At 38.1% G+C, this 21,597-nt stretch carries 15 protein-coding genes and 1 tRNA gene; 6 read left to right on the top strand and 10 right to left on the bottom strand.

What is annotated here, in order from left to right; translation table 11 throughout:
- Positions 1-42: 42 nt before the first annotated feature.
- Both K1X56_03245 and K1X56_03240 read left to right on the top strand, forming a co-directional pair.
- Positions 43-3,426 (top strand): SpoIIE family protein phosphatase, encoded by a 3,384-nt coding sequence (locus K1X56_03245; GenBank protein MBX7093712.1) that lies wholly within the window; start codon positions 43-45, stop codon positions 3,424-3,426.
- 10 nt (positions 3,427-3,436) lie between these two features.
- Entirely contained in the window at positions 3,437-6,190 is a 2,754-nt protein-coding gene (locus tag K1X56_03240) for a hypothetical protein (protein MBX7093711.1), read from the top strand.
- A gap of 81 nt (positions 6,191-6,271) precedes the next feature.
- On the opposite strand, the gene K1X56_03235 is transcribed toward K1X56_03240, so the two are convergent.
- From K1X56_03235 to K1X56_03225, 3 genes are all read right to left on the bottom strand, one after another.
- Positions 6,272-7,480 (bottom strand): hypothetical protein, encoded by a 1,209-nt coding sequence (locus K1X56_03235; GenBank protein MBX7093710.1) that lies wholly within the window; start codon positions 7,478-7,480, stop codon positions 6,272-6,274.
- 24 nt (positions 7,481-7,504) lie between these two features.
- Positions 7,505-8,788 carry a hypothetical protein gene (locus K1X56_03230; GenBank protein ID MBX7093709.1) on the bottom strand — a complete coding sequence of 428 codons (1,284 nt, stop codon included), beginning with the start codon at positions 8,786-8,788 and terminating at the stop codon, positions 7,505-7,507.
- A 226-nt stretch (positions 8,789-9,014) separates the two neighbouring features.
- Entirely contained in the window at positions 9,015-12,266 is a 3,252-nt protein-coding gene (locus K1X56_03225; GenBank protein ID MBX7093708.1) for a T9SS type A sorting domain-containing protein, read from the bottom strand.
- A 244-nt stretch (positions 12,267-12,510) separates the two neighbouring features.
- Here K1X56_03225 and K1X56_03220 point away from each other — a divergent pair, with 244 nt between their 5' ends.
- The 3 genes from K1X56_03220 (at position 12,511) to K1X56_03210 (ending at position 15,529) form a co-directional block, all read left to right on the top strand.
- Positions 12,511-14,181: a B12-binding domain-containing radical SAM protein gene (locus K1X56_03220; GenBank protein ID MBX7093707.1), complete on the top strand. Its 1,671-nt coding sequence runs from the start codon at positions 12,511-12,513 to the stop codon at positions 14,179-14,181.
- A gap of 170 nt (positions 14,182-14,351) precedes the next feature.
- Positions 14,352-14,552 (top strand): hypothetical protein, encoded by a 201-nt coding sequence (locus tag K1X56_03215; protein ID MBX7093706.1) that lies wholly within the window; start codon positions 14,352-14,354, stop codon positions 14,550-14,552.
- Positions 14,549-15,529 carry a hypothetical protein gene (locus K1X56_03210; GenBank protein MBX7093705.1) on the top strand — a complete coding sequence of 327 codons (981 nt, stop codon included), beginning with the start codon at positions 14,549-14,551 and terminating at the stop codon, positions 15,527-15,529. Before K1X56_03215 ends, K1X56_03210 begins: the two co-directional genes overlap by 4 nt.
- 249 nt (positions 15,530-15,778) lie before the next feature.
- Here the strand turns inward: K1X56_03210 and K1X56_03205 are convergent, their stop codons facing one another.
- The 6 genes from K1X56_03205 to pgeF form a co-directional block, all read right to left on the bottom strand.
- The gene (locus tag K1X56_03205) at positions 15,779-17,278 is read right to left on the bottom strand and encodes a T9SS type A sorting domain-containing protein (GenBank protein ID MBX7093704.1); all 1,500 of its coding nucleotides are present in this window, start codon (positions 17,276-17,278) and stop codon (positions 15,779-15,781) included.
- A 209-nt stretch (positions 17,279-17,487) separates the two neighbouring features.
- Positions 17,488-18,987 (bottom strand): T9SS type A sorting domain-containing protein, encoded by a 1,500-nt coding sequence (locus tag K1X56_03200; GenBank protein MBX7093703.1) that lies wholly within the window; start codon positions 18,985-18,987, stop codon positions 17,488-17,490.
- A gap of 54 nt (positions 18,988-19,041) precedes the next feature.
- Positions 19,042-19,194, bottom strand: a complete 153-nt coding sequence (locus K1X56_03195; GenBank protein MBX7093702.1) for a T9SS type A sorting domain-containing protein — start codon at positions 19,192-19,194, stop codon at positions 19,042-19,044.
- 137 nt (positions 19,195-19,331) lie between these two features.
- Positions 19,332-19,562: a GIY-YIG nuclease family protein gene (locus K1X56_03190; GenBank protein ID MBX7093701.1), complete on the bottom strand. Its 231-nt coding sequence runs from the start codon at positions 19,560-19,562 to the stop codon at positions 19,332-19,334.
- Between the two features lie 49 nt (positions 19,563-19,611).
- Positions 19,612-19,685: transfer RNA gene (locus tag K1X56_03185), tRNA-Asp, on the bottom strand.
- 150 nt (positions 19,686-19,835) lie between these two features.
- Positions 19,836-20,546: a peptidoglycan editing factor PgeF gene (gene pgeF / locus K1X56_03180; protein MBX7093700.1), complete on the bottom strand. Its 711-nt coding sequence runs from the start codon at positions 20,544-20,546 to the stop codon at positions 19,836-19,838.
- Between the two features lie 44 nt (positions 20,547-20,590).
- On the opposite strand from pgeF, the gene K1X56_03175 reads away from it, so the two are divergent.
- Complete coding sequence (locus K1X56_03175; GenBank protein MBX7093699.1) at positions 20,591-21,052, top strand: DUF4268 domain-containing protein; 462 nt, start codon at positions 20,591-20,593, stop codon at positions 21,050-21,052.
- Here K1X56_03175 and K1X56_03170 read toward each other — a convergent pair.
- Positions 21,049-21,597: a hypothetical protein gene (locus K1X56_03170; GenBank protein MBX7093698.1), complete on the bottom strand. Its 549-nt coding sequence runs from the start codon at positions 21,595-21,597 to the stop codon at positions 21,049-21,051. The genes K1X56_03175 and K1X56_03170 overlap by 4 nt on opposite strands.

Raw genomic sequence — 21,597 nt, 5'->3', positions numbered from 1 at the left:
CCTTCTCATCCAAAGATCTTTTGCTCTATATTAGAAGCCCTTATGAAAAGGCTCCTGCTTGTTTTTTCTTTTATGCTTCACCTGGTGGTGAATGCACAACACCTTTGGCAACCGGTTTTCCATGAATTAGGAAAGGAACAAATCGGTGTACAAAATACCTACAACCAATTCTGGGATGATAAAGGCCGACTTTGGATGGCCTGCGATAAAGGGATCGCCTGCTTTAACGGATACCAGACCCATACCTGGTCGCACGACGATAAAGATGCAAACTCCATTTTATCGAATACCATCCAGACGATTTACGTTGACAAAAAAGGTGAAATGTGGATTGCGTATTTAGATACGCTGGGCATTACGAGATTTAATCCGGAGAAAAATGAATTCAAGCATTTCCTTCCCGACAGCAGCAAAAAAAACAGTTTACCCTATGCATTAGTCGTTACATTTAAAGAAGACAGCAAAGGAAGATTCTGGATTCTCACCTGGGATGGTGGTTTGGTTAAATTCAATACTCAAACCGGACATTGCACCAATTACATTAGAAAATACGATCAGCCGCACGACGGACATCAACCTTTTTCCAATAGAATAAAAGGATTCTGGGAATTGGAAGACGGAACTTTTCTATTGGGTTATTTCGGAGGTGGAGCCCCCAGTAATATTCCCTCCTATTTTAATCCGGATACCGAAGAATTTTATCCCTTTCCGCTTGAAGATTATCTGAAAGAAACAGATCCAGGAGAAGCTCATTTTATACGAAGCGCCAGTAACATCATCAATTCTTTTTACATGGATAAAAAGGGGAATTGGTGGTGGAGTTCGTACAGCGGATTAATTTATCTCGACAATGAGAAAAAAACGGCAGAACGTGTTTCCGGAATTTCGGGAAAGGAAACCATTTTAAATCTGGAAAATGCCCGAGGAATTATTGAAGATGAATTTGGGAATTTATGGGTAGCTACTTCCAACACGGGAATAATGGTGGTAAATCCCGAAACCAAATTAGTAAAATACATCCGGCATAATCCTCGCATTGCAACCAGCTTGAACGATAACCGAATCCGAACACTAAAAAAAGACAGCAAAGGAAATATCTGGGTTTCTACCGGACATGGAAGCTTTAATATTTACATTCCTATCATCAATCAATTCCGTTTTTATCCCTGGGAAGAAATGGGACTTGAATATTCCAATCGCTCTGCACAAATTATTCCGGTAAATATGATGGTTGTAAAAAACAGCCGTGAAATTTATTTATCGCACAATTACGGATTTGTTGTTTACGATCCGGAATTGGAAAATGTATCACTGCGATTTAGTCCATTTGATTTCCCCGGAGGAAACAGAATGGATAACAGTAAAGTCGGAGATTTCGCTTTTCGTAACGATACCGTTTATTTCACCACCAGTGCGATGAACGGCTATTTCACGGAGAAAGATAAACGGGTTATTGAAGTAAGAGAAAAAAACGCGAGAAGGGGATACTTTTTATTTTTCAGGCACAACCCCGAAAAACCCGATCATCAATATCATTGCATTTCCTATCACACCGGAAAAAGTTTGATTGCCGTTTTCAATCCGAAAAACAACACATTAGACACCTTTCATATTTTTAAGGATTCTATTTCATTACAGAACCAATATTCGTACGTGCTTAATGATAAGCAATGGTTATTGCCATGCGGTCCAACCGCCTTTATGATTTTTGATCCGGCAAGTAAAGAATCGAAAATTTATGGTCCGAAACAAAAGTACCACTTCCCCGACAGCACCATTACAATGGCTTACCGAGATGAAGCCGATAACATCTGGATTCTGACTGAAAACGGAATTTATTCTTTCGACCATAAAACAGGAAAATCAGAATTGCTGAATGAAAAATTCGGAATTGAAAACGGTCCCGCTAACGCCATGATCCGCGACCGTAGCGGAATATATTGGATTGCCTTAAAAGAAGAATTGCTGCGTTGGGACAGAAAAAATGATAAATCCTACCTCATTAAAAAGGACTGGGGAATTCGTGTCGGTCAATTCCTTCCATCCATTGCACAAATGGATGAAAAAGGAAGAATTTATATTGCCTCATTAAGTGGCATATTGAGTTTTGATCCGAAATCGTTTAATATTCCCGATGAAAAACCACGCTTATTTTTATCCGGAATTTCGGTCGGTTCAGACACTCTAAACATAGAAGATTCTCTTCATTATGTTCAACAACTCAGCGATTTGAAATGGAATCAGAATAATCTTGAATTCGATTTTTATACCGACATCCTTGCTTCACCGCGTGCTCTAACTTTTAGTTATCGTGTAGTGGGACTGGATAGCAGTTGGATCAACCATCAATTATCGAATCATATTCGTTTAAATAATATTCCACACGGTAATTATGTTTTAGAAGTTAAAACGACCAATGCCTACGATATAGAAAGTGAGATTCTGCAAATTCCATTTACCATTCAACGTCCCTTTTGGTTAGCCTGGTGGTTCTATGTTTTGGTAGTTGCTTTTGCCGCTGTATTGGTTTGGATTTATATTAAATACAGAGAACGTATTCATTTGGAGCGTCAACTGATTCTTGAGAAAAAAGTAGAAGAACGGACGGCAGAAGTGGTTGAAAAAGCTAAAGAAATTTCTCTGCAGAAAGATATTATTGAAATTAAAAACAAAGAACTTACCGATAGTATTCATTACGCACAGCGCATTCAACAATCCATTTTGCCTTCGGATGTAATGATGAAAAAAAGTTTACCCGAACATTTTGTCTTTTTTAAACCCAAAGATATTGTAAGCGGCGATTTTTACTGGCATGCGCATCACAACAATTCCATTTTGTGGTCGGTGGTGGATTGCACAGGACATGGGGTCCCCGGTGGCTTTATGAGCATGTTGGGTGCAGGATTATTGAATCAGATTGTAAACGAAGAAAAAGAATTTCAACCAGATCAGATTTTAAATCAGCTTCGTCACCGCGTGATCATTGCATTGCGACAAACCGGCAAAGAGGGAGAGAACAGAGATGGAATGGATATTTCATTCTGCCGCTTACTTCACAATGAAATGAAATTGCAATTTGCGGGAGCCAATAATTCCGTATTTATAGTAAGAAACGGTCAGATTCTTGAATTGAAAGCCGACAAACAACCTATCGGTATACATATTGGCGACGATAAACCGTTTACACTTCACGAAATTCAACTAGAAAAAGGCGATATCATTTATCAAAGCTCAGATGGATATAGCGATCAATTCGGAGGAGAAAAAGGAAAGAAATTTAAATCGTCGAATTTCGAAAAATTGTTGTGCGCTATTTCTACAGAGAGTATTCAAAAGCAAATGACCATTATTTCAGAAACCTTCAACACCTGGAAAGGTGAATTTGAACAGCTGGATGATGTGTGTGTAATCGGAGTTAAAATTTAAGCTTAAAATTATGGAACAAGAGAATATTAAAATCCTGACTTTTGTTTCATCTCTGATTTCTATTTACAAAAACGAAACACATTCCATTCCCGTTTCCGTTTGGATAGAATGGCGTGAACTTGCACAAGACTTATATGATTCGGACCTGGAAGTTGCCTTGATTGATCAATGCATTAATGAAGGTAAATCGAAGGTAAAAAAAGGGGACAGCATCAGTAAACACTTTTCGCTTTATGAACCCTTAAATCCAAATGAAAAAGAAAATGCACTCGCATTATTTTTGGCATTTATCCATTTACAGGAAAAGCATCCAAAATACATTCCCGGACGAACGAATACCGATTTTATTGAACAGTTAAAATCAACTATTCAATTTAGCCCAAATCAAATTGAATCGGCGGATGTTCTTTCTAAAAAATGGATTGAAAAAAAAGAACAAGGCTCCTTATCCTTTTCCATTTTTGTTTCTGCCAGTTTAAGTCCTTTATTGTTCGATTTTACTCTTCGCTGGATATTCCTGTTTCTGCATAACACCGGAAATTTAAATTCTGCTGCAGAATTATTTGGTGTAGATGAACCCGGATTTTTTCTTTTATGTCAATATGCATTAATCCCCATTTTTGTAATACTCACGGCAATTTTCAGGGAAAACATCATTTTAAAATCGACCTATAAGATTTTAAACACCAAAGAAATCCATGATTTAAAATTCAAAACAAAAAACAGTGCCTGGAATTATGTCCTTGTCTTTTTTATGGTAGTACAAGGCATCATTATTCAAAACTATCTGGCTCCTGATATTCCAGGATTTGCATTACTCATCATCACCATTGCAAGTTCATTTTATTTCCTGATGATTCTGCGTCATTTTTCTAAAAAGGCTCCTCAATACAAGGAGGTAAAGGAGCAATTGGAAATCCGCACAAAAAAAGAAATGGAGGGCATTCTTTCTCACGATGAGAATGATGAATTGATTGTGGATATGGAAGTGGCATTAAAATCGGACAATGAAAAAATGAATGCTTATGTGATAGAAGCAGCATTATTCGGCGCATTAGCATTTGGAGGATTTTTAACGATTATATCTTCCTCCGATTTTAGTCAGGAAAACATGTCGCTCTTTAACAGTGGACTATCCCAAATTATTTCCGACATCATTCAAATGAAAGGAATAGCCGAATTTTCATCGGCCTCTGCCTTGATGTTCAATAAAAGCGGTTTATTAATTTTATTAGCCTATCAATCCTTATTCTGTTCTGTATTTTTCCTTTCTGTAATTGCATCACGATTACGATTCAGTTATCTGGGCGATCAAATTGATAAATTACTTCAGTTAGCCAGAGCTTATAATGAAAAGGAGGAAGCTGAAATTGCAAATTCCGATGCACCGGGATCAAAATTTGCTGAATACAATGAGCGGATAAAAGCGTATTTAAAGCAATCCATTCAGAAGAAAGATGAATTGTATCCCATCATTGACTACATGAAATTTTTCCGAACACTAGGAATCGGATCTTTCTTTATTATTTTGATCACTGCGGGAATGTTTATTTCGGTTGAATTGTCGGCCATCCTGTTATTTATTTCGGTGCTTTCCCTGGTATTTTTTAAGTTGAAAGATGCAGGAGAACGGCTAAAGAATATTCAGATTGCCATTCAGGAATTTTATTATAAAATAAATAAACATGTGTACTGGGTAGCATGGGGAATTATTATTGTCTCCTTTATTTTGAAATCAATCAATATTTGGATTGGAGTTCCATTGATGCTGATCGGATTTCTGATTTTATTTTTGCATAACATGATGAGCATATTTGTCCCCGTACACATTTATTGGATTGAAAAACCAAAAGGGGATGTATTTGGAGCAACACTTGCTTTTCATAAATTACTGGAGACTTCATTTAAAGTAGGACTATCCTTTTTCTTTTTAGGTTATGTCTTTAAAACCTTGCATTGGCCAGCTGCAAGTATCTTTATCATATTCGGTCTGGCACTTCTGTTTTTCTATTTTTCATTCCTTAAAAAAAGTAAAAACGGGAATGTGTGGCTCGACCGAATAATTAGCATTGGTCTTTCATTTTCATTTTTAGCAATATTATTTGGAATGATGCATTGGAAAGGGTCTTTTCAATTGTATTTGATTTCAATATTCTTTTTAGGAATAAGCATGTTGATTATTTTTAGAAATAAAAATGTAATTCTGCCTTTTGTCAGGAAGTCGGTCATGATCATGTCGGCCATTGCCTTTTTAATGCTGTTTCCATTTACCAATTGGGCTGTAAAGCAATTATCGCTAAATTATTCTGCTTATAAGATTTCGAGTAAACTCGATCATTATCATAGTGTATTTCTTTTCCCCGTAGAAGAAGGCGGATTATGCAATGCTAAATCGAAAGAAGAGAATGAACAATTGGCCTTAGAAATCGAAAATTTTAATCGCGATTTTGAGTACATGATTCAAGCTGGTGATCACGACTTTTTTAATTCCATGGCATGGGATGTTTATACTGTATCATCCAATGAACTTCTATTAAATGCCGCTTTAAACTGGAGTAAAACATCCATGGATATGTCACCGGATTCATGGCAGAATCTCGATACCTATGCGGCCTTGCTCTATAAGTTAAACCGGGCGAATGAAGCTCTTCCCTATGCAGAAAGAGCATTTGAATTAGGAAAAGACCCCGGCACCGATGAACTCATACAAAAAATAAAATCCGATTTGAAAGTGACTCCTGCAGAAACGGATAGTCTAAAATAAAAGCAGGTAATTCCCATTAGAATAAAAACAGAAAGCCCCGTCTCATCAACGGGGCTTTCTGCATGCATCATAAACCTACTGTTATTCATTGATAACATCTTCTACCCATTTCATCATTTTATCAAATCCGTCCTTGTTTTCGTTTTTGTAAAGTAATGAGATGGTTCCTTCGGCGAGGACATCCTTATCCACTCCATCCTGATTGGAGGTCATGGTAACTTTTAATTTGAGTGCTTTACCGTGAACAAACTTGTCTTTGTTTTGATAGATGCAATACAGGAATGCATAATCCGCAATATTCTCAGAGAAACTTACCAGAATCGGAGCCGCAGTAAAGAAGTCTTCCTCTACAAATTTCTGCTTGATCATTCTCGACCATTTAGAAGCTTTCTTACGCAATTCGATACGGGAGATTTTAAATCCTTCCATTTCGTACGTATTGTTTAATTCGCAACCGGGACAAAGTGCAGCACCCGGTGTTTTAAAATAAGCACGGTAGAAAATCGATTGTTTTCCGATTTCGAATGAAGTAGCAAAAGCATCTGTTTTCTCAGTGATTTCATTTCTGTTGTAGGCTACCTTACGGTAATCATCCATAAATCCGATTTTACCAGCCATGGCCGCATAAGTTGGATTCTTCATCCATTTTTCACGAAGAATATCAAACTCTTTTTGTTTGTATTGATTCATGATCTGTTGCATTTTCGCAGCTCCGATTTCCTTATCGTAGGCTTCTAATTTTGCCGGATCTTTGGCGTAGGTATTTTGGTATTCAAGAACTAAATTTTTGTGAATATCGACCTTTGCAAGACCATAAACATCTTTTTCCAATTGCAGCAAATAAGAATTCCCGTTGCTTCCACCATCTTTGCTAAAGCAAACAATATTTCCCTTTTCAAGCATACGTTCAACCAAACGGAAATTTCCATAACCACGGTCAGCAATTTCAACGCCGGTGAAGCGATCAAGACGATTAATGATTTGTCCGTTTTCTTCACGGATAAATTTCCAGGTTTGAACTTTCGTAAATTGTTTTCTGCCTTTTTCATCCAATACCGGTCGACCATAATTAATATCAACTTTCCACAACGTGTCCAGCGAATAATATTTTCCGGAATATCCGAATTCATCTTTAAAATCACCCTCCATATCGGCAATTTGAACCGGTGTTTTGTCCACCTTTTCCTCTTTCGGCTTAGATGATTCTGCTAATTTCTTAAGCAATTTCTGCGCTTTCACTTGTGGCGCTGCTAACAATGCAATTGCGATTACTACAACTTTTGTTTTCATGATTTTATTAATTGGCTATTTGAATTAGAAATTAAGTTTTATGCTTTTGCTGTTTACAATTACAGATCCGTCATCGCCATTGCGACCGGAGTCACCACTAATTACTCCGTCTCCACCTTTTCCGCCTCTTCCTCCATTGGTATAGTAAATAATATTATCACCTGTGGTAGAAGGATCTTTATTGATAATTAAACTTCCCCCAGCTCCTCCGCTTCCACCTTTGCCGCCTTGTTTTCCTTTTTCGGAACGACCACTACATCCGGGTCCGCCACTGATATCGAGATACAGTGCAACGCCTTTTTGCAGCTTCACTTTGTGAACGGAAACACCATTGATGTAAACTTCAATGAGCACACAAATTCCGTCTGCACTATTACACACATTAAGCATGGCATCCGAACCGCGTCCGCCACCTGTACCTGTTCCGCTGGTTAATGGGGGACAACCATGTTTGCCTGCATAGGATAATTTAACGGGGGTGTTGAATGCAATATTGATGGATGAACTGGCAACCAGACTCGCATGATGTTTGCTTTTTACACGCACCGTGGCTTTGTCGCCGGGAATTTTTGACGCATCGGTATCCACGGTTAATTTACCATCCCCCGGTACTGCACCGGTGCAGGTAATTTCAAAATCGTCCCAGGGCGTTTTACCTCCGATATTATCGGTAGAAAAAACTTTTCCATTGGCATCTATAGCTTTAACACCGAAGGAAATCTGTGACTGCATCCCTGTTTGCGATTCGTTCGTCAGCCACACGATCTCCATCGATTTAATACTTTTTCCTTTTAATGAATGAGCGAGTTTTTCTTTTTCCTTTTCTGCATTGATATCCGATTTATATTCTTCACGCGCAGTGTTTTGTTGTGAACTTACCTGGAGAAAATATTCACTCAATTTTTGTCGTAATGCTGAAGGATCAACGGAACTCAGTTTGTCCTTATCGGGCGACAAAACATAACTGATGAGGATTTCGTTCGATTGGGTGGTATAGTACACGAACACTCCATCGATAAAACAAATGCGATTTGCGCCATTGTAGAAATAAGATGGATAACCCGGAATATTTGGTGCGTGAATTTCTTCAAGTACACCGGCTCGCAGTAAGACTATTTTTGAAATATCGTTTCCACTCCATTCTATCGTAATGGGCCAAACTTTATTCTTCACTTCCACCTTCCCGCCAACCACACCGCCAGGCCATAATTCCTTCGCAGAAAATCCTTTTAATAATTGCGACTGACTCTGAGAAAATAAATCCAACGCTGCTACCATAAGCCAGATCAAAATAACTGTCTTCTTCATTTCATTTATTTTGAAACAAATCTATACAGCGGTAAAATTTCGGAATGGAATCTTTTTCAGAAGGAATTTTAAATCTTCTGAAGCAGCCTTTAAACTTTCTGAAAGTTGATAGATGGAACCTCGGGGAAGGTAAAGTTTCAATTCAAAGCGGTCATTCGTTTAGAATTTGCCGGAAATAAAAAATCCGTCCTCCAAAACTGAAGGACGGACTTCTAAAAGTTTTGAATTACAATTTTATAACGCGCTGGCGGATTTTTTTTCCTCCTGCCTCTATTTCTATAATATAGATTCCGGATTCAAATGCACTTAAATCAATCGAGGAACGTCCACTCCATAATTTTTGCTGCATAATTTGCTTTCCAAAAATATCGTAAACGAATACATTAAATTGATTCGCACTAATTCCTTCCAGTTCAATATTTACTATTCCTTTGGTTGGATTTGGAAATACAAGCGCAGTCCATTTCGCATCTGCTTCCGAAATTCCAACAGGAGGTGCTACTGTTCCGCGATTACTTCTGGTGGAATTGTGGTTTACTGCACGGGTACTTGTACAGGTAGATGGCGGACGTATTTCAAGAATGTATTTTAATCCGTTTAATCCCGGAGGATTTAAATCGACATACGAATGCAAATTGGAAGAAACACTATCTATTACTTCCCAACCGGTAGAAGGGTGATAGCGGTTAATCCAAACAGTGGGATAGGTAAATCCTTCATAATTATCCCAAATCAAATTCACTTCACCACTGATGCCCAAATTTGCCGATAAGTGCAGCGTTTTGTGGTTTTGTCCGAATGGCGATTCATTTCCGCAGCTATCTACTAAGGTCACTTTATATCTCCAACCGTGAACAATCGGATTTGCGGTTTGATCGACCCACTCACTTAAGCTGTCGTAAGGTTGCGAAAACCAAAAATCATATTGACCCGCAATTGAATTTTCGCGGTACACATTAAAATGAGAAATGTGGCTTAATGAACCTTTTTCCCAAACACAAAGCACTTTACCGGAGGTACTGTCAACCGTTGACATACACAAGCTAATCGGATTCGGTGTGATACCCGGAAGTTCTACATTAAATGCTGCATTACAACCATCACCATCGGTGACGATAACATGATAATCTCCCTGCGTTAATGAAGTTAAATCCTGCGAAATATCGCCTGTATTCCAGTTGTAAGAATAAGGAGGAGTACCACCACTTACACCAATGTTAATACTACCATTGCTGCTCATACATGAAGTAGGAATTGCAGCAATCAATGAAACAACAGGTGCTGATAAATCACTTACTGCAATCACTGTATTTGCACTGCAATTATTGGCGTCGGTTACGGTAAGAAAATAAACATCAGCAGGAATATTACTCACGGTATTACCTGTTGCACCACCGGCATTGGCGGACCAGGAATAGGTAAACGGTCCGATTCCATTTGGATTAACAACAATTTCTCCATCGCTATTTCCGCACGAAGGTTGTGTAACAAGAATATTACTTAAATCAATACTACTCACACCAACATCCACACTCATAAATCCGGCACAGCCATTGGCATCGGTTACCTGCACCATATAGGAGCCGGGTTTGAGATTGATTAAATCTTCATTGGCACTTCCATTATGTGCCCAGAGGTAAGTGTAAGGTGCCACTCCGCCACTTGCGGTGATATCAATTGCACCATTAAAAATTCCGGAACAACTTGCATTGGTAACATTCGCGCTTAGCGTTGGTGCATTCGCGCTGTTTAATCCAAATGTTTTCGAAACAGAACAACCATTGGCATCATTCACCACCACCATATATGTTCCTGCAGAAAGTGTATCAGCTACGATGGTTGTATCACCATTGCTCCAATAATATTCAAAAGGAAAAGTTCCATTGGTTACAGCAACTGAAGCTGAACCATCATTAGCACCACAATTCGGATTGGTAGGGAAAACCAACAGGTCCATCGCTACTGCGTCGGTAATAAAATAATTGATGGTCGTATCGCATCCATTCGCATCGGATATCACCACGGTGTAATTGCCTGGTGTAACATTAATGAGATCTTCCATTAATTCACCGTTATTCCAATTAAAATTGTAAGGTGCTGCACCTCCGGTGATGGTTTGATCAATGCCACCTTCCATTCCGCCTTCACACAGTGGAGAAGTGATTACACTGCTTACACCAAAATTACAAGGGGTAATTCCACCCATGTGAAACAAAGAATCAATTTGTGCATTGGTTAATACGCAGGAATAAACACGAATATCATCCAGCATACCGGAATAGAAACCTTGCGGACCACTACCATCGTCGAATGCTCCCATAACAAAGGATGTTCCTGCATCTGTAAACCAGGAATAATTTCCGGATCCAATATGTGTTCCATTCACGTAAATGGAGGCCGTAGCTCCATCGTAGGTAGTTACAATGTGATACCATTGTCCGTAGTTCATCGCATAATTTAAATCCAGATCATTATATGATCCTCCATAGGACATCATTGTTAAATCACCATTTGCTGCTGCAACGGGTTGAATATACTGACCAGTACCGGTTCCTGTTCCTCCATAGGAAAACAGCCGTTCATAACCACCGCCTACAAGAGTAGTGCCTGCCTTAAACCACAATTCAATGGAACGCGACGCATTAGAAATGGGCCAACCAATGGTAGAACCTTCTATAAATTGATCTACGCCATTAAAACTTGCAGCGGAATTTGGATTTCCAAAACGATCACTTCCATAACTATTCAGGCCGGAGGTAGAGTTATTTCCATATCCACTCATGTCGAAGGTATTTCCATTGAGAGGATATTCAGCAATTAAACAATTACTCCGTTGGTACAATTGCATCACTTCAGAGTTAGTAAGCGTCCGATCCCAAATCGCGATATCATCTAAACGACCGTTTAAAAAAGAGCCGGCGCTGAAATCTCGTCCAAAAATCAAATCATTCCATGATGCCGTATATCCATGCGAATAACTTGTGAGGTAAAGTCCATCAAAATATACCGTAATGGTAGATGAAGAGGAAAATGAAACGGCCACATGGTGCCAGATTCCCGGAACTTCAGTTGCCAATAATTCTCCCCACACCGGAAACTGCTCCAAAACCAGATATCCGCTGTTATTTAGATAAACGGAAAGATCACCGGTTCCATCGACTAAAACCTGATTACTGGCTGATGGTCCATTCGAAGAATACCAAAAAGAAATGGTACGATCTGATCCAAATGCATAGCCCGTTCCCATAAGGTATGCGCTGGTGCCATTGAAATAATAAGCTGAATTGGCCACATTGTACCTATCCGCGGTTAGCAAAGCATTATTATTTACTAAATCATATCCATTGCCCGATTCATCATTGGTGTTTCCGTTAAAAGGATACCAACCTGCCAATCCATTTTGCGGAATATAGGAGGGAATCTGAGCAGAAAGAGAGGCTAATGAAAGGACAAAAATTATTGAGGACAATAACTTCATAGCGTTGGTTTTGGTTCTAATCAAATATAAATTAAATATCCAAACTACCAAACACCTATAACTAAGTCAAAACACACAATATCAAGTCACAACAATGTCATTTTGGAAAAGAAATTCCTTGCGCTATTATACCATAAACGGTCCATATCACCGGGTGATGGAATCCCATGTTCAATATTAGCTATTCCGTAAATTGGACAGAATCGTTTCCTTTTGATTTCGTATTTTTCGGACACCAACGAACATGAGAGTCCTACTAACAACCCTTAACGCTAAATACATTCATACCAATCTGGCTATTCGCATTCTTTATGAAATGAATGCAGAGCGTGAAGGATTAGAATGGAAGGAATTTGTTATTAAGGAGGATAAAGAAAAAATTGCTGATTTCTGTTCCGCATTCGATGTGGTTGCCTTTAGTTGTTACATCTGGAATATCGTTCCAACGCTGGAATGTATCCGGATGATTAAAGAAAAAAATCCGCAGACCAAAACTTTACTTGGTGGACCGGAAGTCAGTTACGATTACGACACTATTATTTCTCGTCCGGAAATTGATTTTATTATTTCCGGCGAAGGAGAAATTGCATTTCGCTCTTTTCTTGATCATATGAATCAACCGGAACTGGTTCCCGGATTAGTTTATAAAAAAGACGGAAATATTCTCAGTAATCCACCTGCACCAAACTACGATATTCGCGAATTCGCCGATTCCATGCCCTATCAATTCGACGATGCAGAATCATTGCGCAACAAGGTGCTTTATCTGGAAACATCGAGAGGTTGTCCGTACAAATGCGAATTCTGCCTGGCGAGTCTTGATAATAAAGTACGCTACCTTCCGATGGAATCGATCAAACGTACATTGTTGTACCTGATGCAACATGGAAAAGTGATTAAGTTTCTAGACCGCACATTTAATATAAAAAAGGATTTTACGCTGGAGATTTTTCAGTTTATTCTGGATCATCACCAACCGTGGAATATTTTCCAATTCGAAATAACGGCAGACATTCTTCATCCGGACATTATTCGTTTTATCAATGAAAAAGTTCCTGAAGGATTATTCCGTTTTGAAATCGGGATTCAATCCGTAAAAAAAGAATCGAATCTTGCCGTAAGCCGAAAACAGGATTTTGAAAAAACGAAATCGATTATTGAACAAGTCCGCCACAAAGTGGAGCTGCATCTCGATTTAATTGTTGGACTTCCCCACGACTACTTTAGTGACATTAGAAATGGAATAGACCAGGTTTTTCATTTGTATCCTCCCGAATTTCAATTAGGATTTTTAAAATTCCTTAAAGGCACTCCCATGCGCGAAAAGCATCCGGAGTTTCATTATATTTTCGATGAACAGCCACCCTACCAAATTATCCGCAGTGATTTTTTATCGGAAGAGGAAATCGAAAAAATAATTCGTGTAGAGGAAGCACTGGAAATTTACTGGAATGCCGGAAGAGCAAAACATACCCTCAGGTATTGGTCGGAACAAGATTCCGTTTTCGACATTTTATTGCGGTTAGGAAATCGGTTTCATGAACAATTCGGGGGACGACAATACGGTCTGAAAGATGTATTTGAAGTGTTGATTGAAGAAATTAAAACAGAAAAAAATTCAGGTCTTCTACTCCAGTTATGCGAGGTGGATTACCATTTGCAACATAAGGTCAGACCCAAACCAATCGTCCTTCCCGAACCGGACAAATCGCTCCGCAACCAAATTGTTGAACAGTTAAAATTGGATCATCACCGATTCCGGTTCAGCATTATTCCTCTGGATTTTGATTGGGAAACATTCAGTCATCTTAATAAGATGTCGGCAGGAAAATACTGGTTAATCCTGCAATATTCCGGGAAAGCATTACCCGAAATTCTTAAACCGATTAATGCGAGGATTCTGGAGTTGAATTAATATTAGCTTAAAACTAAATTCTTCAGGCTGTCTAACCTTTTTTCTTATTTACCGTACAAACCTTACGAATCCTTTTCCACTTGAAAAATCATTCGCTTTACAGGTTAATAAATTGTATCTTATTCGAATTAAATTAACCGCTAGATTCCAAAACAATTTCCAATCATTCAATGAAAACCTTAATTGTATTTCTCCTTTCTACAACAATTGTAGTATTGGGGGTGACTCTTTATACAGATTATTGTATAAATGCGCCTTGTCCTTTATGGCTTTCTCTTCCGCTCGGCTTAATTCTGGTGGTGGGATTGTTCTATTACGGACGTTACCTTGTAAACCTAATTGCTAAACTTTTAAATTTTAAAGAACAATGATTTCCTGGATAGTATTTCTAGTCTTCACCCTGGTGGCTATTGCTGTTGCAATTTCTACCCGAAAAAAAATGTTCATTGAAACGGAAGAATCCATCCGGATCAATCACCGGAAATTTAATTTATACTGGATTGTTCGTCCTGCCATTATTTTCACCCTTGGTATTTTAGCCGCCATGATCCAACCCTGGACCCTCGAACGGATTGATGCGGGTTATGTGGGTGTAAAAGTCAACCTCACCGGCAGTTCACGCGGTGCAGATGATATTACCTACCAAACCGGATGGGTAACTTACAACACCTGGTTTTATACCGTGCATGAATTCCCCACCTTTCAGCAGCATATTGAATACGACGATCAGCAAGTAATTCTTAAAGGGGGATTTGCCACTACAATTAAACCCACATTTAACTATGCCCTAAAAGCAGAAGCGGTGGTGGACATGTTTCGTGAACTACGATTGGATATTCGTCAGATTGAACAAGGTTGGTTAAAAACGGCCATTATCAGTTCGGTTAACGACGTTGCCAATAAATGGGAAGTGGATGCGATTTTTAATAACCGCGAGCAATTCGAAAACGCTATTATTGCGGAATGTAATAAGCGGGTAGAAAAATGGTTTATTGTGAGTCAGCTCCGAACCAATATCGTGCCCCCTCCTGCCCTTGCCCAGGCCATTGAAGATAAAACGAAAGCCGTACAACAGGCACAAGCCAAAATGCAGGAAGCACTGGTGGCAGAGGCTGATGGTAAAAAACGAATTGCCATTGCAAAAGCCGACTCCGCCCAGGCTGTAATCAGCGCTTCCGGTAGAGCCGAATCGATGCTGATTGAAGCCCGTGCAGAAGCAGAAGCTACGCGTTTAAAACAATTGCAATTGACAAATCTCTATATCGAATATATGCGTATTCAGAAATGGGACGGAAAATACCCAAGTACAGTATTAGGTGGCGGTACTCCTTTGATCAATATCAAATAAAAAATAATCAATTAAAGAAAAGCCATTCCTGTTTGGAGTGGCTTTTTTAATTCAGTTACATTTTCATTTTAAAACAAAACAAAAAAGCCCCTCATTACTGAAGAGCTTTTGCGGTCCGTACGGGACTCGAACCCTTCTAAATAGATAACTCAATTCCAAACAATTTCATCCAATCAAACTTAAGTTCTGAAACAAGGGTGAAACATTTTTCATTTTGTATTATTTAAGGACAATACCATTCTTATTTCCTTACTCTTTAATAATTCGAATGCTACCGACAGAATTCTTATTAAAAAAAACCTTCACCAAATAAATTCCCGGTGAAGCATTGGAGATATCAATCTCTGTTAAATTTTGAAACAACCGGTTCCCCGACTGAAAAATCATATTTCCCACTAAATCGTAAACTTCAACTTTAGTTTCAAAAAACGGGCTTATCGGAACATTTTTTATCTCAATATAAAACTTACCGATTGAGGGATTTGGGAATGCAAGCAAATTTTCATTTTCGTTCCATGAGTTTTCATACTCCATAATTCCTACGGTTTCGCATCCCAATGTATCACAGCCTAAACTATCAACTTTTATTACGCGGTAATTTTGCGAAACGCCATTAAGACCCGGATAATTAAATCCTGCAATAATATATCCGCCATCAGATGTTGGTTTAACATCTTTAGAAAACTCCCATTGGTTTATACCCTGATACGTTCTGCCAAAAATGGTATCGCCACCCGCATTGGTTTTAAGTAATCCCATTCTTTGATCGGGATAAGTTAAGAATGTGCCGGTAAACAAATATTCATTTGCATTTATCTCATATAAATCATCAAACGCAATGGATGGAAATGAATCAATGGCATATTCTCTGTAATTAATAAATCCACCATTTTCATCAAGCCATTGAATATTGGGTTTTGACCAAAAATTATCTGTAATATCCTTATAAAATCCTTTTGCTGCCGCGGAGATAATTTGATTGTTTTGAGTATATAAAACCATAGCAGACCAATTTTGATATATTGTACTTCCGTATTCGTATTGCCATTGAAAATTACCTGATGAATCTACGTTTATTATATACGATCTTCCAATTTGTGGGCCAAAATAATACTTACCTCCTCCTATAACATAACCATTATCATTATCGCATTTATCGATACTCCATCCAGTATCATAAGTTCCCATTACACCGTATTCCTTATCCCAAATAAAATTGCCAAGACTATCTGTTTTGACTAACAAAATATTTACATTAGGGTCTGTTCTATCTGTTGAGCCAACGATTAATAAATCACCATTAATTTCTCGATAAATTGCTCCGCCTTGGGAATTATAAGTTGTATCAAAAACGAATTTTGACCAAATCGTATCGCCTTTCATATTTGTTTTTACAACTATGGCTGAAATATCAAGATTAGGAAATTGTCCTATTCCTGCAAAATATATCGTACTATCAGTGTAATTCGCAACCCCATTTAATATTTGATAATTCATTTGATTTGGCCCCGCAAAGAATTTCTTATCTATTTCATTACCCTGAAAATCTATTCTCAAAAAACCAAGGCCTGGGTTTCCCAAAGAATCTTTTACATTTCCACATACAAGATAACCATAATTGGTTTCAAATACATTAGAACAATAATCACCCCAGCCATACATATCATACGCTCTATTAAACCTTTCGATTTGAGCATTAACTGAAACGCTTATGAAAAATAAAATTAATATGTGAGTAATTTTTTTCATAAAAGAAAAACCCTCCCGAATTTAAATTCGGGAGGAGTGAAATTTGTTTTATTCAGTTATACTAATTTTGATTATTTGTTTGCTTCCAAGTTCGTCTTCAATCTCAGCAATATAAATTCCCGAAGGTATCATGAGCTTGAAGTCTCTCGTACTTCCAGCCTGCATATTCGGAAGCTCCGAGTAAATTAATATTTTTTCTTCCCTTTTCATCATTGTTTAATTACCCCAATACTTCCCACCGAAGCATCATTAAAATAGACTTTTACGAAATAAATGCCCTGCGAATTATTTGATATGTCAATTTCAGTTAGGTTTTGAAAAAGTTTATTTCCTGACTGAAAAACCAAATTTCCTAATAAATCATACACCTCGATTTTAGTTTCAAAAAACGGGCTGATCGGAATATTTTTTATCTCGATATAAAACTTGCCGGTAGAAGGATTCGGAAATACAAGTAGATTTTCATTTTCGTTCCATGAGTTTTCATACTCCATAATTCCTACGGTTTCGCATCCCAATGTATCACAGCCTAAACTATCAACTTTTATTACGCGATAATTCTGTGAAACGCCATTGAGTCCGGGATAATTGAATCCTGCAATGATATAACCACCATCTGAAGTGGGTTTAACATCATTAGAAAACTCCCATTGGTTTACACCCTGATAGGTATGGCCAAAAATAGTATCGCCAACACCATTGGTTTTAAATAATCCCATTCTTTGATCGGGATAAGTTAAGAATGTGCCGGTAAACAAATATTCATTTGCATTTATCTCATATAAATCATCAAACGCAATGGATGGAAATGAATCAATGGCATATTCTCTGTAATTAATAAATCCACCATTTTCATCAAGCCATTGAATATTGGGTTTTGACCAAAAATTATCTGTAATATCCTTATAAAATCCTTTTGCTGCCGCGGAGATAATTTGATTGTTTTGAGTATATAAAACCATAGCAGACCAATTTTGATATATTGTACTTCCGTATTCGTATTGCCATTGAAAATTACCTGATGAATCTACGTTTATTATATACGATCTTCCAATTTGTGGGCCAAAATAATACTTACCTCCTCCTATAACATAACCATTATCATTATCGCATTTATCGATACTCCATCCAGTATCATAAGTTCCCATTACACCGTATTCCTTATCCCAAATAAAATTGCCAAGACTATCTGTTTTGACTAACAAAATATTTACATTAGGGTCTGTTCTATCTGTTGAGCCAACGATTAATAAATCACCATTAATTTCTCGATAAATTGCTCCGCCTTGGGAATTATAAGTTGTATCAAAAACGAATTTTGACCAAATCGTATCGCCTTTCATATTTGTTTTTACAACTATGGCTGAAATATCAAGATTAGGAAATTGTCCTATTCCTGCAAAATATATTGTACTATCATTGTAATTTGCAAAACCATCATATATCTGATAATTCATTTGATTTGGCCCTGCGAAAAATTTTTTTTCCAATTCATTTCCTTGAAAGTCTATTCTCAAAAAACCAAGACCTGGATTCCCAGACATGTCTTTTGTATATCCACAAACTAAGTATCCATAATTGGTTTCAAACACATTAGAACAATAATCTCCCCAACCATACATATCATACGATTGGTTGAACCTTTCTACCTGACTGCTGGCCGAAAGGCTTGTAAGAAATAAAATTAATATGTAAATGTTTTTTTTCATTTGTAAAAATACTCCTCCCTTTTTTTTTGGGAGGAGTATTTATTGAATTTATTATTATTCTGTTATATTGATTTTGATAATTTGTATGCTTCCGGTTTCATCTGATATTTCAGCAAAGTAAATACCCGAATTAATATTCAAACTGAACTCACGAATGCTTCCTGCCTGAATATTCACTTGTTGATCGTATATTACTTTACCTGTCATGTCAAATATCCGTACTGAAGTTAAGAATAGTTTTTATGAATTATCGAATACGCAAAAACGTTAAAATGGTTCAAATAAAACATTCCAATCCTTTATTAAATATATTCCAATTTTTGAAATATAATTCGAATCTTATTTCAAATCCCCAGGCGACTTCTATTGAGATTTTTGAGTTTCCGCTCCAGCGTCATGGCTTCTGAGCGATTGTTTTTTTCACAAGCCCAAATCATCTTCCACGGTAATGCATTTCTGGTTGCTGGAACATAGCCAGAATTATGGCGATTTATTCGCTCAAAAAGATCAGATGTTTGCCCGATATAGTATTGAGAATTTCTTTCGGAGCACAAAATATAAACGTATACTGACATCTAAATTTCACTAAAAACAAAAAAGCCCCTCATTGCTGAAGAGCTTTTGCGGTCCGGACGGGACTCGAACCCGCGACCCCGTGCGTGACAGGCACGTATTCTAACCAACTGAACTACCGAACCTATTCTTGTTGGGACTGCAAAAATAAAAAGAAGTTTGACACAAACAACAAAAGCGTGAAAAAATGCAGAAATCTTCCTTAAAATTTAAGTCGGATTGCATAAAATTTCAGAGTTAAAATATTTATAATCAACTAATTGAAAAACACATTATCAACTTAGCATGATCACCGACCAGGTGCGACCGGTTTGACCTTCATCACGACGGTGGGAAAAAAAATCGCTTTCGTAGGTGCAATTTCCGCAAAGTTCAATGTGATTTTCAGGAATACCGGCATTCAATAAAACCTCCCGGTTGCAGGCGGCAAGATCTAAATGTCGTCCTTCATAACAAGCCGGAGAAAAACCTGCCTGAACAAAATGTTGGATTAGTTCCTCGCTCACTTCATAATGCGATTTGCAAATTCCAGGTCCTACCACTACCCTCACTTCATTACGCTCTGCTCCTAAATGCACCATTTCATCTATTGTTTTCGCAGCGAGTTTTGCCAATGTGCCTTTCCATCCGCAATGGGCTGCACCAATAACATGGTTTTCCGGATCATGAAAAAGCAGCGGATAACAATCTGCCCCACTCACTGCCAAGGGTCTGTATTTTTCACGCGTTACCAATGCATCACCTTCCTGCCATCCGGCTTGAGCCATACAAACGATATCACTATGGATCTGCCTTAGATATGCGACCTCATCAAAAGGCATTTTAACCACATTTAAAGCGCGTTTGCGGTTTTCGGCGATATTCTCCACCGAATCCAGCGATCCGCTAAAATTAAGCGAAGTACAGGCACCTTGTGATACACCTCCGTGACGCTTAAAAAATGCGTGGGGACAAGAAATTAATTCCGATTCAATCCAGGAGATCATGCTCAAATATCGGAATCGTTTTGAAACTATGGTTAAATTGCAGCATGTATCCAAAAGGACACGCATCGCAATACCGAACAGAATTCTTTGGTTTCCTCAAACTGAAAATGGGGAAAAAATTATCGTCGGAACGAACCCGCATCAATTGGATGAAATATCCGACCGGTATCGATAAACTTTTTTTTCGTTGCGAAATCGATCATGCAGGCGCGCGTTTGTGTATCGACATTCAACATAAAGATGCAGGAATACGTAAATTAATTTTCGATCAGTTTCTCGAAATGAAACCAGTGCTTGAAAAACACATTGGCGCACTCGATTGGCAGGAGGAATTTGAAACGGAAGAAGGAAACCTCATTTCAAGAATAAGCATCACACATCCCGAAAGCAATTTATTCGACAAGGAAACCTGGCCGGATGCTTTTGATTTTTTCTCCAAAAAATTAATTCGTCTGGATAAAACCTGGTCAATGGCCAAGTACACCTTTCTGCAATTACTTCATTAATCGTTCTCATCGAACTCCGGTTCAATTTCTTCTTCCGGACGATCGGGACTTAAGGAATAAAAAGATCTGAATTCTTCTGCACTCATCACTTCCGGGAAAATGACGAGTCCGTTTACATGCCGCAAAAAGCGTTCTGCCGTTTGTAAAAATTCTTTTTTGTACCTCGGATCTTCGGTATCCAGAATTAGAGATGTTACACACCAATCTTCAATAGACCTTGCTTCGGAATAAGGCGAAAAATTCCCCGATTCAAAGGCCCGGATGTATTCGTTCATGGGTAAATCGGAAAAACGGGCCGACTGCGGAGCGTTTCTTTTGCGCAATGCATGTAAATAAAAAACAGCATCGGTTTCTCCCGATTCAGTTACACGCTCCAATTCGATGGTGGTCCATAAGGAAGGATCTTCATAATTGAAATAATAATCACTACCCCAGGATTTAAAATCGGGTGCATTCCAAAATGAAGGCATAAAAAAATCGGAGACTTCTTTTTCCAGCGGAAAACCTTTGTCCGAATGAAGTACTATTAATTCTGTTCTAATCAT

It is taken from the genome of Flavobacteriales bacterium (assembly GCA_019694795.1).
GTDB lineage: Bacteria > Bacteroidota > Bacteroidia > Flavobacteriales_D > UBA2798 > UBA2798.
Note: the sequence above shows the minus strand (reverse complement) of the source record. Positions and strands in the feature narration are given on the sequence as shown.